The sequence below is a fragment of the Pseudomonas sp. NFIX10 genome (genome assembly GCF_900111955.1).
In the GTDB taxonomy this organism is placed as follows: domain Bacteria; phylum Pseudomonadota; class Gammaproteobacteria; order Pseudomonadales; family Pseudomonadaceae; genus Aquipseudomonas; species Aquipseudomonas fluorescens_AA.
In genome coordinates, this window is record NZ_FOKH01000003.1 from 272,490 (window position 1) to 286,480 (window position 13,991).

Annotated in this window: 12 protein-coding genes; 4 read left to right on the forward strand and 8 right to left on the reverse strand. The window is 60.4% G+C overall.

Annotation, left to right across the window (positions count from 1 at the left end; all coding sequences use genetic code 11):
* Positions 1–374 precede the first annotated feature (374 nt).
* Complete coding sequence (locus BM321_RS04765; RefSeq protein WP_092441701.1) at positions 375–1,196, forward strand: lipid II-degrading bacteriocin; 822 nt, start codon at positions 375–377, stop codon at positions 1,194–1,196.
* Between the two features lie 6 nt (positions 1,197–1,202).
* Positions 1,203–1,616: a hypothetical protein gene (locus BM321_RS04770; protein ID WP_092441702.1), complete on the forward strand. Its 414-nt coding sequence runs from the start codon at positions 1,203–1,205 to the stop codon at positions 1,614–1,616.
* A 94-nt stretch (positions 1,617–1,710) separates the two neighbouring features.
* On the opposite strand, the gene fabI is transcribed toward BM321_RS04770, so the two are convergent.
* The 8 genes from fabI to gloB form a co-directional block, all read right to left on the reverse strand.
* The gene (fabI, locus tag BM321_RS04775) at positions 1,711–2,505 is read right to left on the reverse strand and encodes an enoyl-ACP reductase FabI (RefSeq protein WP_025213267.1); all 795 of its coding nucleotides are present in this window, start codon (positions 2,503–2,505) and stop codon (positions 1,711–1,713) included.
* A gap of 20 nt (positions 2,506–2,525) precedes the next feature.
* Positions 2,526–4,136 (reverse strand): ABC transporter ATP-binding protein, encoded by a 1,611-nt coding sequence (locus tag BM321_RS04780; protein WP_092441703.1) that lies wholly within the window; start codon positions 4,134–4,136, stop codon positions 2,526–2,528.
* A gap of 1 nt (position 4,137) precedes the next feature.
* Positions 4,138–5,157, reverse strand: a complete 1,020-nt coding sequence (locus tag BM321_RS04785) for an ABC transporter permease (RefSeq protein WP_092198157.1) — start codon at positions 5,155–5,157, stop codon at positions 4,138–4,140.
* A 1-nt stretch (position 5,158) separates the two neighbouring features.
* The gene (locus BM321_RS04790) at positions 5,159–6,232 is read right to left on the reverse strand and encodes a microcin C ABC transporter permease YejB (RefSeq protein ID WP_092198160.1); all 1,074 of its coding nucleotides are present in this window, start codon (positions 6,230–6,232) and stop codon (positions 5,159–5,161) included.
* Between the two features lie 4 nt (positions 6,233–6,236).
* Positions 6,237–8,090 (reverse strand): extracellular solute-binding protein, encoded by a 1,854-nt coding sequence (locus tag BM321_RS04795; protein ID WP_092327750.1) that lies wholly within the window; start codon positions 8,088–8,090, stop codon positions 6,237–6,239.
* The gene (locus tag BM321_RS04800; RefSeq protein WP_092441704.1) at positions 8,087–9,919 is read right to left on the reverse strand and encodes an extracellular solute-binding protein; all 1,833 of its coding nucleotides are present in this window, start codon (positions 9,917–9,919) and stop codon (positions 8,087–8,089) included. Before BM321_RS04800 ends, BM321_RS04795 begins: the two co-directional genes overlap by 4 nt.
* A gap of 190 nt (positions 9,920–10,109) precedes the next feature.
* Positions 10,110–11,558 carry a transglycosylase SLT domain-containing protein gene (locus BM321_RS04805; RefSeq protein WP_092327753.1) on the reverse strand — a complete coding sequence of 483 codons (1,449 nt, stop codon included), beginning with the start codon at positions 11,556–11,558 and terminating at the stop codon, positions 10,110–10,112.
* A gap of 99 nt (positions 11,559–11,657) precedes the next feature.
* A complete protein-coding gene (gene gloB / locus BM321_RS04810) occupies positions 11,658–12,425 on the reverse strand; it encodes a hydroxyacylglutathione hydrolase (protein WP_092327755.1) in 768 nt (255 codons plus the stop codon).
* A gap of 65 nt (positions 12,426–12,490) precedes the next feature.
* Here gloB and BM321_RS04815 point away from each other — a divergent pair, with 65 nt between their 5' ends.
* Together BM321_RS04815 and rnhA are read left to right on the forward strand one after the other, a co-directional pair.
* Entirely contained in the window at positions 12,491–13,249 is a 759-nt protein-coding gene (locus BM321_RS04815; protein WP_057452232.1) for a class I SAM-dependent methyltransferase, read from the forward strand.
* 88 nt (positions 13,250–13,337) lie between these two features.
* Positions 13,338–13,790, forward strand: coding sequence for a ribonuclease HI (gene rnhA, locus BM321_RS04820; protein ID WP_030142629.1), 453 nt, complete (start codon positions 13,338–13,340; stop codon positions 13,788–13,790).
* Positions 13,791–13,991: the final 201 nt, after the last annotated feature.

A 13,991-nucleotide genomic window follows, 5' to 3' on the forward strand; every position in this document is an offset into this window, starting at 1 on the left:
AGCCCTGGCCGGCAAATGCCCGATTGATTTGGCCGTTCGGTTTGAATGGTAGTGGTCCTGAGCCAGACTCCCAGCGCCATCGGTCAATCGACAATCTATTGGCCGAGGCCGATGCGGCGATGTATGCGCAGAAGCAGGCGCTTCGACGATAGAACCGCTTGGTATTCTCTGAATATTGAACATGGTTTTTTCTATTCTTAAGGGCGTGGGATATAGGTACAGGTTTCGCAGGCAACGACATAGGTGGACTAGCGTAACGCTATATATATGTACCGCACGAGGGGCGCGGGATATACGCAAAATGAGACTTCACATCATGTGATGCAAGCTCATGACTATAGCGTTATGAATCATTGGATTTGACTGGTATCCGTATGAATACTGAATTGCCCCCGACATTTGTTTATCCCGATGAATATGGCACCTCGCGTGGAAGAGGAGGCACTCCAGCTCCTTTTTCAATGGCAATGGTTGGGAAAATGATTCAAGAGCGCAACGTGGCTTACGAACGGGGCCATTGGCCTCAAATGCTACAGCGGCATTTACAAGAAATGCGTAATAATCGACCGGTTCGTTATGGGTTGGATGGCTTTATCATTGGTGATTTAAAAGTCGCACATGGTGCAGATTTATTAATGCTGAAGAATCCAAAACTCAGCACTGCGGATGCTTGGCGGCTCGGGATAAAGGAGGGGGCCAAAATAAACAACACGGAAGAGCTGGCCGTTGAGCAGGAGTTCTCCGGTGGTGTTTTTACTCCTTTCAAGGCTTTTGGCCACTGGCTACTTGGAAAAGGTAAGCCTGCCAGGGTTCGGCTCGACAGAATCGGTATCAGACCAGCACCTGACAAAATTCCGGATTTGATGGCGATTATCAATACTGCAGGAGTGGGGGTGACCACCATCAATCTGAAAGCGCCTTACTCGACGGCCCAAGATTCGAACGTCGCAAGAATTTACCTTGGAAATATTACGCTTCAGATTAAGGGTGAAGTCATTCGGTATACCTCTGGTAATCTCAAATTCGCCGGCACCGTCAAGGCCTATTCAGATCGATATGACGCGAACGCCAGCAGCCATCGTGCAGCGTTCGACGAGAGGGCGACGACTGCCCTGCGTGAAGTAGGAAGAGTTGCCCGAGCACAGGACTATGAAATTCGAATGACTGGTGAACTACCCATTAATTTTTCAAGGTGATCAGGTATGAAGTACAGTGGGCAAGGATTGGGATTTGCGGTTGTTTGCGTATGGGTGGCCTACGCAATGTTGTTCTTCTTTGCAACAGACGGTGCAGTGGAGAATCCAAGAGATCTCAACGATACCCAGGGTATTCCATCTGTTGCGATGTACCTTGTCATATTAATCGTGCTGATGGCTACGTCAGTGGCGCTGACGGGATTGGGCAGTGTTATCCAAGCGTTTCTGAAACATCAATCCTTCAGTTTACGTATGGGGTTGTATGTGCTGACGAATACTCCTCTTTCTTTGACGTCACTCATGGGGGCATTAATCTCGGTGATTTACACTTATGACACCGTCTCCGGGGTAGTCGCGACACTGTTGTTTTCACTTTCCTTTGCCCTGGTGTTGTTAGCGGCTCCTGGAAGGTCGAAATAAAAACGCCGCTTGCCCTCTACCAGGCAGGCGGCGCTTCTTTTTGTCGAAACCGGGCTACCCATGATTGCATTGCTGCAAGGGCGCCCCGTGAAGATTACTCTTCGAGGTTACCCATGGCGGTGGTGTTGAAGCCGCCGTCCACGTACATGATTTCACCGCTGATGCCCGACGCCAGGTCCGAGCACAGGAAGGCGCCGGCATTGCCGACTTCTTCGATGGTGACGTTGCGACGCAGCGGGGTTTGCGCTTCGTTGGCGGCCAGCATCTTGCGGAAGTTCTTGATGCCGGAAGCGGCGAGGGTGCGGATCGGGCCGGCCGATACGCAGTTGACGCGGGTACCGTCCGGGCCCAGGGAGCCGGCCAGGTAACGTACGCCGGCTTCCAGGGAGGCCTTGGCCATGCCCATGACGTTGTAGTTCGGCATGGTGCGCTCGGCGCCCAGGTACGACAGGGTCAGCAGGCTGCCGTTGCGGCCTTTCATCATTTCGCGACCGGCCTTGGCCAGGGCCACGAAGCTGTAGGCGCTGATGTCGTGGGCAATGCGGAAACCTTCGCGGGTGGTGGCTTCGGTGAAGTCGCCGTCCAACTGGTCACCCGGGGCGAAGCCCACGGAGTGCACGATGCAGTCCAGGCCGTCCCACTTCTTGCTCAGCGCTTCGAAGACCTTGGCGATTTCTTCGTCGCTGGCCACGTCGCACGGGAAGCACAGCTCAGGGCTCGAGCCCCAGCCTTGTGCGAACTCTTCGACACGACCCTTGAGTTTGTCGTTCTGATAAGTGAAGGCAAGCTCAGCGCCCTCGCGATGCATGGCGGCGGCGATGCCGGATGCGATGGACAGCTTGCTGGCGACACCGACGATCAGTACGCGCTTACCGGCGAGAAAACCCATGTGTTGCTCCTCTTTTCAGGTTATTCGGCAGTTGTTGGGGCCAGGAAGGCGGCCTCCAGCAACTGCTGTGTATAGGGGTGCTGCGGCGCGGCGAATATGCTGCGGGCATCACCTTGTTCGACCACTTGGCCATGCTTGACCACCATCAATTGGTGGCTCAGCGCTTTGACGACAGCCAGGTCATGGCTGATAAACAGGTACGTCAGGTTGTACTTGGTTTGCAGCGACCGCAACAGCTCCACCACCTGGCGTTGCACGGTACGGTCCAGGGCCGACGTTGGTTCATCCAGCAGAATCAACGCCGGCTTGAGCACCAGGGCCCGGGCAATGGCGATACGCTGCCGTTGCCCTCCGGAAAATTCATGGGGATAGCGGTTCCGGGTTTCCGGATCCAGGCCTACCTCCTTCAATGCCGCGATTATCGCCTGTTCCTGTTCAGCCGCGGTGCCGATCTTGTGGATCCGCAGGCCTTCGCCGACGATCTGGCTGACACACATACGTGGGCTCAGGCTGCCGAACGGGTCCTGAAACACCACTTGCATCTCCCGGCGCAGTGGCCGGACTTGTTGCTGCGTCAGGCTGTCCAGCGACTTGCCTTCGAAGCGGATCCCACCCTGGCTGCCGATCAATCGCAGGATTGCCAGCCCCAGGGTGGATTTGCCGGAGCCGCTTTCGCCGACGATACCCAGGGTCTGGCCCTGGGGCAGGCTGAAGCGGATGCCGTCCACGGCCTTGATGTAGTCCACCGTGCGTTTGAACAGGCCTTTCTTGATCGGGAACCAGACTTTCAGGTCCTCGACCTGCAACAGCGGCGGGCCGACGACGTTGGTCGCCGGGGTGCCGCTGGGCTCGGCGGCCAGCAGTTCCCGAGTGTACGGATGCTGCGGCGCGCGGAACAACTCTTCGCACGATGCCTGTTCGACGATGCAACCGCGCTGCATGACACATACACGATGCGCAATTCTTCGCACCAGGTTCAAATCGTGGCTGATCAGCAGCAACGACATACCCAATCGCGCCTGCAACTCCTTGAGCAGTTGGAGGATTTTCAGCTGGACGGTGACGTCCAGGGCGGTGGTCGGCTCGTCGGCGATCAGCAGTTCCGGCTCGTTGGCCAGGGCCATGGCGATCATCACTCGCTGGCGCTGGCCGCCGGACAACTCGTGGGGCAGGGCCTTGAGGCGCTTGTGGGGCTCGGGAATGCCGACCAGCTCCAGCAACTCCAGGGTCCGGCGGGTCGCGACCTTGCCGGTCAGGCCCTTGTGGATGCCAAGCACTTCATTGATCTGTTTTTCAATGCAGTGCAGCGGGTTGAGGGAGGTCATCGGCTCCTGGAAAATCATCGCGATCCGGTTGCCACGGATATGGCGGATGGTCTTTTCCTTCAATCCCAGCAAATCCTGGCCGGCGTACTGGATGGTCCCGGTGGGGTGATGGGCCAGCGGGTAGGGCAGCAAGCGCAGGATCGAGTGGGCGGTGACCGACTTGCCCGAGCCGCTTTCACCCACCAGGGCCAGGGTTTCGCCGCGCTTGATGTCGAAGCTGACGCCCTCGACCACGCGCTGGTGGCGTTCACCGACGATGAACTCCACCGCCAGGTCGCGCACTTCGATCAGATTGTCCTGGTTCATATCACTTCCTCGGATCGAAGGCATCGCGAGCGGACTCGCCGATGAACACCAGCAGGCTCAGCATCACGGCCAACACGGCGAACGCACTGATGCCCAGCCAGGGTGCCTGGAGGTTGGATTTGCCCTGGGCCACCAGTTCGCCCAGGGACGGCGCGCCCGGCGGCAGGCCAAAGCCGAGGAAATCCAGGGCGGTGAGGGTGCCGATGGCGCCGGTGAGGATGAACGGCATGAAGGTCATGGTCGAGACCATGGCGTTGGGCAGGATGTGCCGGAACATGATCGCGCCGTTCTGCATGCCCAGCGCCCGCGCGGCGCGCACGTATTCGAGGTTGCGCCCGCGCAGGAACTCGGCGCGGACCACGTCCACCAGGCTCATCCAGGAAAACAGCAGCATGATGCCCAGCAGCCACCAGAAGTTCGGCTGTACGAAGCTGGCGAGGATGATCAGCAGGTACAGCACCGGCAGCCCGGACCAGATTTCCAGGAAACGTTGGCCAGCCAGGTCGACCCAGCCGCCATAGAAGCCCTGCAAGGCGCCGGCGACCACGCCGATGATCGAGCTGAGCAGGGTCAGGGTCAGGGCGAACAGCACCGAGATACGGAAGCCGTAGATCACCCGGGCCAGGACATCGCGGCCCTGGTCATCGGTGCCCAGCCAATTCACGGAAGAGGGCGGTGCCGGGGCAGGGACCTTCAGGTCGTAGTTGATGCTCTGGTAGCTGAACGGAATCGGTGCCCACAGCACCCAGGCGTCCTTGGCCGCCAGCAATTCACGGATGTACGGGCTCTTGTAGTTGGCTTCCAGCGGGAACTCGCCGCCGAACGTGGTTTCCGGGTAGCGCTTGAGGGCCGGGAAGTACCAGCCGTTGTCGTAATGCACCACCAGCGGCTTGTCGTTGGCGATCAACTCGGCACCCAGGCTCAGCCCGAACAGGATCAGGAACAGCCACAGCGACCACCAGCCACGCTTGTTGGCCTTGAACAGTTCGAAACGACGGCGATTGAGAGGGGAGAGGTTCATCTCAATGCTCCCGGCTTTCGAAGTCGATGCGCGGATCGACAAAGGTGTAGGTCAGATCGCCGATCAGTTTCACCACCAGCCCCAGCAAGGTGAAGATGAACAGGGTGCCAAACACCACCGGATAATCGCGGTTGATGGCCGCTTCGAAACTCATCAGGCCCAGACCGTCGAGGGAAAAGATCACTTCCACCAGCAAGGAACCGGTGAAGAAGATCCCGATGAACGCCGAAGGGAAGCCGGCGATCACCAGCAGCATGGCGTTGCGGAAGACATGGCCGTAGAGGACCCGATGACGGGTCAGGCCCTTGGCCTTGGCGGTGACCACGTATTGCTTGTTGATTTCGTCGAGGAAGCTGTTCTTGGTCAGCAGGGTCATGGTGGCGAAGTTGCCGATCACCAGGGCGGTCACGGGCAAGGCCAGGTGCCAGAAGTAATCGAGGATCTTGCCGCCCATGCTCAATTCGTCGAAGTTGTTGGAGGTCAACCCGCGCAACGGGAACCAGTCGAAATAACTGCCGCCGGCAAACACCACGATCAGCAGGATGGCGAACAGGAACGACGGGATCGCGTAGCCGACGATGATCGCCGAACTGGTCCACACATCGAAATGGCTGCCATGCCGCGTGGCCTTGGCGATCCCCAGCGGGATCGACACCAGGTACATGATCAGTGTGCTCCACAGCCCGAGGGAGATGGACACCGGCATCTTTTCCTTGATCAGGTCGATGACCTTGGCATCGCGGAAGAAACTGTCGCCGAAGTCCAGGTGGGCATAGTTCTTGATCATGATCCACAGGCGTTCGGGGGCCGACTTGTCGAAGCCGTACATGCGTTCGATTTCCTTGACCAGCCCTGGGTCCAGGCCCTGGGCCCCACGGTAGGAGGAGCCGGCCACCGACACTTCGGCACCGCCGCCGGCGATGCGGCTGGTGGCGCCCTCGAAACCCTCGAGCTTGGCGATCATCTGTTCCACCGGCCCGCCGGGCGCGGCCTGGATGATGACGAAGTTGATCAGCAGAATGCCGAACAGGGTCGGGATGATCAGCAGCAGTCGCCGAAAAATGTAAGCCAGCATCTTGTTACTCCACGCTCGCAGGGACGGCGATTTGCTGCTCGATGACCTGCTTTTCTACTTCATCGGCCGGCTTGACCTCCGGCTTGACCCACCAGGTGGTGGTGCCGATGTCATAGGTTGGGGTGATTTTCGGATGACCGATGTGGTTCCAGTAGGCCACGCGCCAGGTCTTGATGTGCCAGTTGGGAATCACGTAGTAGCCCCATTGCAAGACCCGGTCCAATGCCCGGGCGTGAGCCACCAGGCTCTTGCGCGAGTCGGCATTGATCAGTTGCTCTACCAGTTGGTCCACGGCCGGGTCCTTCAGGCCCATGGTGTTGCGGCTGCCGGGCTTGTCGGCGGCGGCGGACATCCAGAACTCACGCTGTTCGTTACCCGGCGAGCTGGATTGCGGGAAGCTGCCCACCACCAGGTCGAAGTCCCGGGAACGCACGCGGTTGATGTACTGGGACACGTCCACCCGGCGGATCACCAGGTCGATGCCCAGGTCGCTCAGGTTGCGCTTGAAGGGCAGCAGTATCCGCTCGAACTCGGTCTGGGCCAGCAGGAACTCCAGCACCACCGGTTTGCCTTGGGCGTCGACCATCTTGTCGTCGACGATGCGCCAGCCGGCTTCTTGCAGCAATTGGTAGGCCTTGCGCTGCTGGTCGCGGATCATGCCGCTGCCGTCGCACATCGAAGGCTGGAAGGCTTCGCTGAAGACCTGCTCGGGGATTTTGCCGCGCAGGGGCTCGAGAATCTTCAGTTCGTCTTCGCCGGGCAGGCCGGTGGCGGCCATTTCCGAATTCTCGAAATAGCTGCGGGTGCGGGCGTAGGCGCCGTTGAACAGTTGCTTGTTGGTCCACTCGAAATCCAGCAGCAGGCTCAAGGCCTTGCGTACCCGCACATCCTGGAAGACCGGCCGGCGCAGGTTGTAGACAAAGCCCTGCATGCCGGTGGGGTTGCCGTTGGGGATCTGTTCCTTGATCAGCCGGCCTTCGGTCACGGCCGGGATGTTGTAGGCGTTGGCCCAGTTCTTGGCGGTCATTTCCAGCCAGTAATCGAACTGCCCGGCTTTCAATGCCTCGACCGCGACGGTGTTGTCGCGGTAGTAGTCGGTGACCAGCACGTCGAAGTTGTAGAACCCGCGATTGACCGGCAGGTCCTTGCCCCAGTAGTCCTTCACTCGCTCATAGCGGATCGAGCGGCCGGCCTTCACTTCGACGACCTTGTAGGGGCCGCTGCCCAGGGGAATCTCCAGGTTGCCCTTGTTGAAGTCGCGCTCGGCCCACCAGTGCTTCGGCAATACCGGCAATTGGCCGAGGATCAGCGGCAGCTCGCGATTTTGGGTGTGCTTGAACTTGAACAGGACCTTGAGCGGGTCTTCGGCGATGACTTCGGCGACGTCGTTGTAGTAGCCGCGGAACATCGGTGCGCCGTCCTTGGTCAGGGTCTGGAAGCTGAAGACCACGTCTTCCGCCCGTACCGGATGGCCATCGTTGAAACGGGCTTCGGGGCGCAGGTAGAAGCGCACCCAGGCATTGTCCGGGGCTTTCTCGATTTTTTCGGCGATCAGGCCATATTCGGTGAAGGGTTCGTCCAGGCCCTGCTTGGCCAAGGTGTCGTAGATCAGGCCGATGTCATCGGCTGGCACGCCTTTACTGATGAACGGGTTGAGGCTGTCGAACCCCCCAAAGCCGCCCTGGCGGAAGATGCCGCCCTTGGGCGCGTCCGGGTTGACGTAGTCGAAGTGCTGGAAGTTGGCCGGGTATTTCGGCGGCTCGTTGTACAAGGTCACGGCATGCTGCGGCGCGGCGCAGGCCAGCCCGGCGAATAACAGGCTGCTGGCCTGCAGGAGCAGGGCACGTAAAGGCTTCATTGATCTTTCTCCGAAGATTTCAGCCACCAAGCGCTCAGGCCCAGGGTATAGGGCGGCGTGGTGACGAAGGCGAACCGGTTGCGGTACGCCAGGCGATGATAGTTGAGATACCAGTTGGGGATGCAGTAATGCTGCCACAGCAGTACGCGATCCAGGGCCTTGCCGGCGGCGACCTGTTCATCGCGGGTCTGGGCGGCGAGCAGTTTTTCCAGCAGATGGTCGACCACCGGGTTGGCGATCCCGGCGTAGTTCTTGCTGCCCTTGACCCCGACCTGGCTGGAGTGAAAGTACTGCCATTGCTCGAGGCCCGGGCTGAGGGTCTGGTTCAAGGTCAGTAGGATCATGTCGAAGTCGAACTGGTCCAGGCGCTGTTTGTATTGGGCGCGGTCCACCGTGCGCAGCCGAGCTTGAACACCGATGCTGGCAAGGTTTTCGACGTAGGGTTGCAGGATACGCTCCAGATTCGGGTTCACTAGCAGGATTTCGAAGCTCAGGGGCTGGTGGTCGGCGTTCAGCAGGCGTTGGCCGTTGAGATTCCAGCCGGCTTCCTTCAAGAGTCCCAATGCCTTGCGCAGGGTTTCCCGGGGAATGCCGCGCCCGTCGGTCTTGGGCAGGCTGAAGGGGGCGGTGAGCAGTTTGGGCGGCAATTGATCCCGGTACGGCTTGAGCAGCAGCCATTCATGACCCACCGGCAGGCCGGTGGCGGAGAATTCGCTGTTGGGGTAATAGCTGAGGGTGCGCTTGTAGGCGCCGCTGAACAGGGTGCGGTTGGTCCACTCGAAATCGAACATCAGCCCCAGGGCTTCGCGCACCTTGACGTCGGCGAATGTGCCGCGCCGGGTGTTCATGAACAGGCCCTGGGTCTGGGTCGGGATCTGGTGGGGGATCTGGGCCTTGATCACATCGCCCCGGTTGACTGCCGGAAAGTCGTAGCCGTTGGCCCAGTTCTTGGCCTGATGTTCGATGTAGATGTCGAACTCGCCGGCCTTGAAGGCTTCGAAGGCGACTTCGCTGTCACGGTAGAACTCCACCTCCATGCGGTCGTAGTTGTACTTGCCGCGATTGACCGGCAGGTCCTTGCCCCAGTAGTCCTTGACCCGTTCGAACACCAGTTGGCGGCCTGGCTGCACTTTGGTGATGCGATACGGCCCGCTGCCCAGGGGCGGTTCGAAGGTCGTCGCCTTGAAGTCGCGGCCTTTCCAGTAATGCTGGGGCAACACCGGCAGCTCACCCAGGCGCAGGATCAGCAAGGGATTGCCCGCGCGCTTGAAGACAAAGCGGATTTTCAGCGGGTTGAGAATGTCGACCCGCAGCACTTCCTGCAGGTTGGTGCGGTATTGCGGATGGCCATCCTTGAGCAGGGTCCTGTAGGAGAACGCCACGTCATAGGCGGTGATGGGCACGCCATCGTGGAAGCGCGCTTCGGGGCGCAGGTTGAAGACTACCCAGCTGCGATCTTCGCTGTACTCCACCGACTGGGCGATCAGGCCATAGCTCGACGTCGGTTCATCGCCGGACGGTGCGTACTGGCCAGTGCCGACCATCAGCGGTTCGTTCAGCTCATTGATGCCGTATTGCAGGAAATTGGGCGTGGAAACCGGGCTGCTGCCCTTGAACGTGTAGGGATTGAGCGTATCGAAGGTGCCGAATGCCATGACCCGCAAGACTCCGCCCTTGGGCGCTTGCGGGTTGACCCAGTCGAAGTGGGTGAATCTGGCCGGGTACTTGAGCGTGCCGAACTGCGCATAGCCATGGCTTTCGCTGATGGTTGCGCTGGCGGGAGAGCTCAAGGCCAGGCTGATCAGGAACAGGAGGAGGGGACGTATCAAGTCGGAGATCCGATCCAGGCGGCTTGGGCTTTTATGGCCTGTACAGTAACAGCTTGTATCGGCAGGAAAAAGGAGGCCTGGGGTGGATGCCGGTCAGTCAAGCCGCAAACCGGTGGGAGCTCCCACAGAGCTTACTCCACAGGTCTTGTTCTCACAGGGCTTTGCTCCAGGTCAGTGGGGCGCCCACAGGTCAGTGCGGGGAGTACACCGTCAGCATCTGCCCAGGCTTGAGTGCCTTGCCCATCCGTGGATTCCAGCGCTTGAGGTGCTGCATTTCCACGTTGAAGCGCTTGGCGACGACGTACAACGAGTCGCCCTGCTTGACCTTGTATTGGGTCTGCTTCTTCTGGTTCTTGCTGTTGGCGGCTATCACGGTGCTGATGCGCTTGCCGGTGGCCTTGCTGGCCTTGGCGTCCTGCATCACCAGGGTCTGGCCGACCTTGAGTTTGTTGCCGCTGAGTTTGTTCCAGCGCTGCAGGTCCTTGGTCTGGACGTTGTTGGCCTTGGCGATCTGGGCCAGGTTTTCACCGCGCTTGACGCGGTAGGTGCGCCTGGCACCTTCCACTTCGCTGTCGTCGGCTGATTCGAAAACCGGCTTGAGTGCGCGCTGGCTGATCAGCTCTTCCGGACGCATGGTCGACAGGCTGGCGGTCAGCAACTGGGCCTTGGAGGTGGGGACCAGTAAATGCTGGGGACCGTCGATGGTGGTGCGTTGCTTGAAGGCCGGATTGAGCTGGAACAGCTCGTCTTCGTCGATATTGGCCACCGCCGCGACCTTGGACAGGTCCATGCGCTGGTTGATCTCGACGACCTGGAAATAGGGTTCGTTGGCGATCGGGTTGAGGTTCACGCCATAGGCGTCGGGCGCGAGCACCACCTGGGACAGCGCCAGCAACTTCGGCACATAGGCCTGGGTCTCGCTGGGCAGCGGCAGGTTCCAGTAGTCGGTGGGCAGGCCAAGCTTCTCGTTGCGCTCGATGGCGCGGCTGACGGTGCCCTCACCGGCGTTGTAGGCCGCCAGTGCCAGCAGCCAGTCGCCGTTGAACATGTCATGCAGGCGCGTCAGGTAGTCCATGGCGGCCGTGGTGGAGGCGGTGATGTCGCGTCGTCCGTCATAGAAGCGGGTCTGGCGCAGGTTGAAGTAACGCCCCGTGGACGGGATGAATTGCCACAGCCCCACCGCGTTGGCCCGGGAATAGGCCATGGGGTTGTAGGCGCTCTCGATCACCGGCAGCAGCGCCAGTTCCAGCGGCATGTTGCGTTCTTCAAGGCGTTCGACGATGTAATGGATGTACAGGCTGCCACGCTCACCGGCGTTTTCCAGGAAGGAAGGGTTGCTGGCGAACCACAGGCGCTGTTGCTCGATACGCGGGTTGACGCCGGCCGTTTCCTGCAGCTGGAAGCCCTGGCGCATGCGTTCCCAGATGTCCTGGGGCACTTGGGGGCTGGGTTTCTCGGTGAGCCATACCGGCTTCTGTTTGGCGCGAGCGGCGATATTCGGGGTGTGCGCCGCGTCGGTCTGCGGCAGCTGGCTCGTGCTCTGGCAGCCCGCCAGGGTGGCGGACACAGCCACCGCGATGGCTTGAGCCAAGCGGGTCAATGTGTCTGACTGGACGGACCTGCGTATGGATGACGACATTGGCTGGAAGTAAGTTCCGGGCAAAAATGTCGGCCGATTCTAGGAAGCGCACCCCAACAGGTCAACCTTTCAGAATTTTTGTATCAATCGATAGCTGCCTTAGAACTTATCTTTCCAAGCCCTCAAGGCCGCAAAAACCTCACTCGGCGTCTGGTTTCGCTGGCCGTTCCGTTCGTCTGCTTTTTGTTTAACGGATGTTTCAGTCGTGCGCAGGAACGGGTTGGTGAGTTTTTCCAGGGCCAGGGTCGAGGGCAGCGTCATGATGCCTTCGTTGCGTTGGCGGGCGACTTTTTCCAGGCGGGCGGCGATGTCCGGGTTGCCCGGCTCCACGGCGGCAGCGAACTTCAGGTTGCTGAGGGTGTATTCATGGGTGCAGTAGACCAGCGTGTCTTCAGGCAAGGCGGCGAGGCGACCCAGGGAATGGTGCATCTGCGCGGGCGTGCCTTCGAAAAGCCGGCCGCAACCGGCGGCGAACAGGGTGTCGCCACAAAAGAGCAGGCCATGGTGGTAGTAGGCGATGTGCCCCAGCGTATGGCCAGGCACTGCGTAGACATCGAAGTCCCAGCCGAGCACGCTGACCCGGTCATTGTCATGCAGGGCCTGGTCCCGCGCCGGGATGTTTTCGCTGGCCGGGCCGTAGACGGTGGCGTTCGTCGCATTCTTCAACGCCTGGACGCCGCCGACATGATCATGGTGATGATGGGTGATCAGGATGTCGCTCAGGACCCAGCCCGGATGGGCGTCGAGCCAGGCCTGTACTGGCGCGGCATCACCCGGGTCGACCACGGCGCAGCGCTGGGTGGAGTGATCCTGTAACAACCAGATGTAGTTATCGGTGAACGCGGGCAGGGCACTGATCTGTATCATCGCGGAATTCGCCAAGCGGAAAACAAAGGCGCATCTTAGAACTTCCTGACGCGTTGGAGAATGCAATGACCGATGAAGCGTTCGCTCAGGCTGATCCTGACTGGCTGGCGTTGATCAGCGCCGCCCGTGAATGGCTGTCCGGCCCTGTCGGGCAATTTTTGCTGGAAGAGGAACGGCGCATGCTCGAAGACGAGTTGGGCCGGTTCTTTGGCGGCTATCTGGTGCACTACGGGCCTTCGGCGCAAACGCCGCCGTCGGCACCGCAGGTCCAGCGTAACGTACGCCTGGGGGCGCCGTTGCCCGGGGTGGAAATCGTCTGCGAGGAGCAGGCCTGGCCGCTGAGCGAACATGCCGCCGACGTGGTGGTCATGCAGCACGGCCTGGATTTCTGCCTCTCGCCCCACGGTTTGCTGCGTGAAGCCGCCAGCAGCGTACGCCCCGGCGGGCATCTGTTGATCATCGGTATCAACCCCTGGAGCGCCTGGGGGTTGCGTCATGTGTTTGCCCACGACGCCTTGCGCCAGGCCCGCTGCATCTCGGCGTCGAGGGTCGGCGACTGGCTCAACCTGCTGGGCTTCGCGCTGGAGAAACGCCGCTTCGGGTGCTATCGTCCGCCGCTTGCGTCACCCAAGTGGCAGGCTCGCCTGGCCGGCTGGGAGCGCAAGGCCGGCGACTGGCAGCTGTCCGGCGGCGGTTTCTACCTGCTGGTGGCGCGCAAGATCGCGGTCGGGCTGCGCCCGGTGCGTCAGGCGCGACGCGAGCCGATGGGCAAGCTGATTCCCTTGCCGATGGCCAAGGTCAATCGTCGTCACATCGAGCCATAACCCTTTTTAGCAGGCCTGGCCGGCCCTTTGACTACAGGCATCAACCGCCTGATCGGCTGGCCTTTGCATTTTTTCTGGATAGATTGGCATGAGCGATAGCGTAGAACTCTTCACTGATGGCGCCTGCAAGGGCAACCCCGGCCCGGGCGGCTGGGGCGCGTTGCTGGTGTGCAAGGGCGTGGAGAAGGAACTCTGGGGCGGCGAAGCCAATACCACCAACAATCGCATGGAGCTGATGGGCGCCATCCGTGGCCTGGAAGAGCTCAAGCGGCCTTGCGATGTACTGCTGGTGACCGACTCGCAATACGTGATGAAAGGCATCAACGAGTGGATGGCCAACTGGAAGAAGCGCGGCTGGAAGACGGCGGCGAAGGAACCGGTGAAAAACGCCGACCTCTGGAAGCTGCTGGATGAGCAGGTCAACCGCCACAACGTCACCTGGAAATGGGTGCGCGGTCATATCGGCCACCACGGCAACGAGCGGGCCGACCAGTTGGCCAATCGTGGGGTGGATGAGGTGCGGGGCTACAAGCAGGCCTGATGCAACCATGTCCACTGAAGCATGCGCACTTGTGGCGAGGGGATTTATCCCCGCTGGGGCGCGAAGCGCCCCCCTTCAATCTTCCTGGCGCACTCTGGTGCCTGGCTTTAGGGCTGCTTCACGCCCTGAGCTCTTCCGTCAACATGCTTTCGTTGCCTCCGGTGCTCTTATCAAAGGCGAGTCGTGGCGGGCCAAGGCTTG

Excerpts from the sequence above, each read along its gene's own strand:
- BM321_RS04765 (WP_092441701.1), top strand. The coding sequence starts at position 375 with ATGAATACTGAATTGCCCCCGACATTTGTTTATCCCGATGAATATGGC.
- BM321_RS04770 (WP_092441702.1), top strand. The coding sequence starts at position 1,203 with ATGAAGTACAGTGGGCAAGGATTGGGATTTGCGGTTGTTTGCGTATGG.
- fabI (WP_025213267.1), bottom strand. The coding sequence starts at position 2,505 with ATGGGTTTTCTCGCCGGTAAGCGCGTACTGATCGTCGGTGTCGCCAGC.
- BM321_RS04780 (WP_092441703.1), bottom strand. The coding sequence starts at position 4,136 with ATGAACCAGGACAATCTGATCGAAGTGCGCGACCTGGCGGTGGAGTTC.
- BM321_RS04785 (WP_092198157.1), bottom strand. The coding sequence starts at position 5,157 with ATGAACCTCTCCCCTCTCAATCGCCGTCGTTTCGAACTGTTCAAGGCC.
- BM321_RS04790 (WP_092198160.1), bottom strand. The coding sequence starts at position 6,232 with ATGCTGGCTTACATTTTTCGGCGACTGCTGCTGATCATCCCGACCCTG.
- BM321_RS04795 (WP_092327750.1), bottom strand. The coding sequence starts at position 8,090 with ATGAAGCCTTTACGTGCCCTGCTCCTGCAGGCCAGCAGCCTGTTATTC.
- BM321_RS04805 (WP_092327753.1), bottom strand. The coding sequence starts at position 11,558 with ATGTCGTCATCCATACGCAGGTCCGTCCAGTCAGACACATTGACCCGC.
- gloB (WP_092327755.1), bottom strand. The coding sequence starts at position 12,425 with ATGATACAGATCAGTGCCCTGCCCGCGTTCACCGATAACTACATCTGG.
- BM321_RS04815 (WP_057452232.1), top strand. The coding sequence starts at position 12,491 with ATGACCGATGAAGCGTTCGCTCAGGCTGATCCTGACTGGCTGGCGTTG.
- rnhA (WP_030142629.1), top strand. The coding sequence starts at position 13,338 with ATGAGCGATAGCGTAGAACTCTTCACTGATGGCGCCTGCAAGGGCAAC.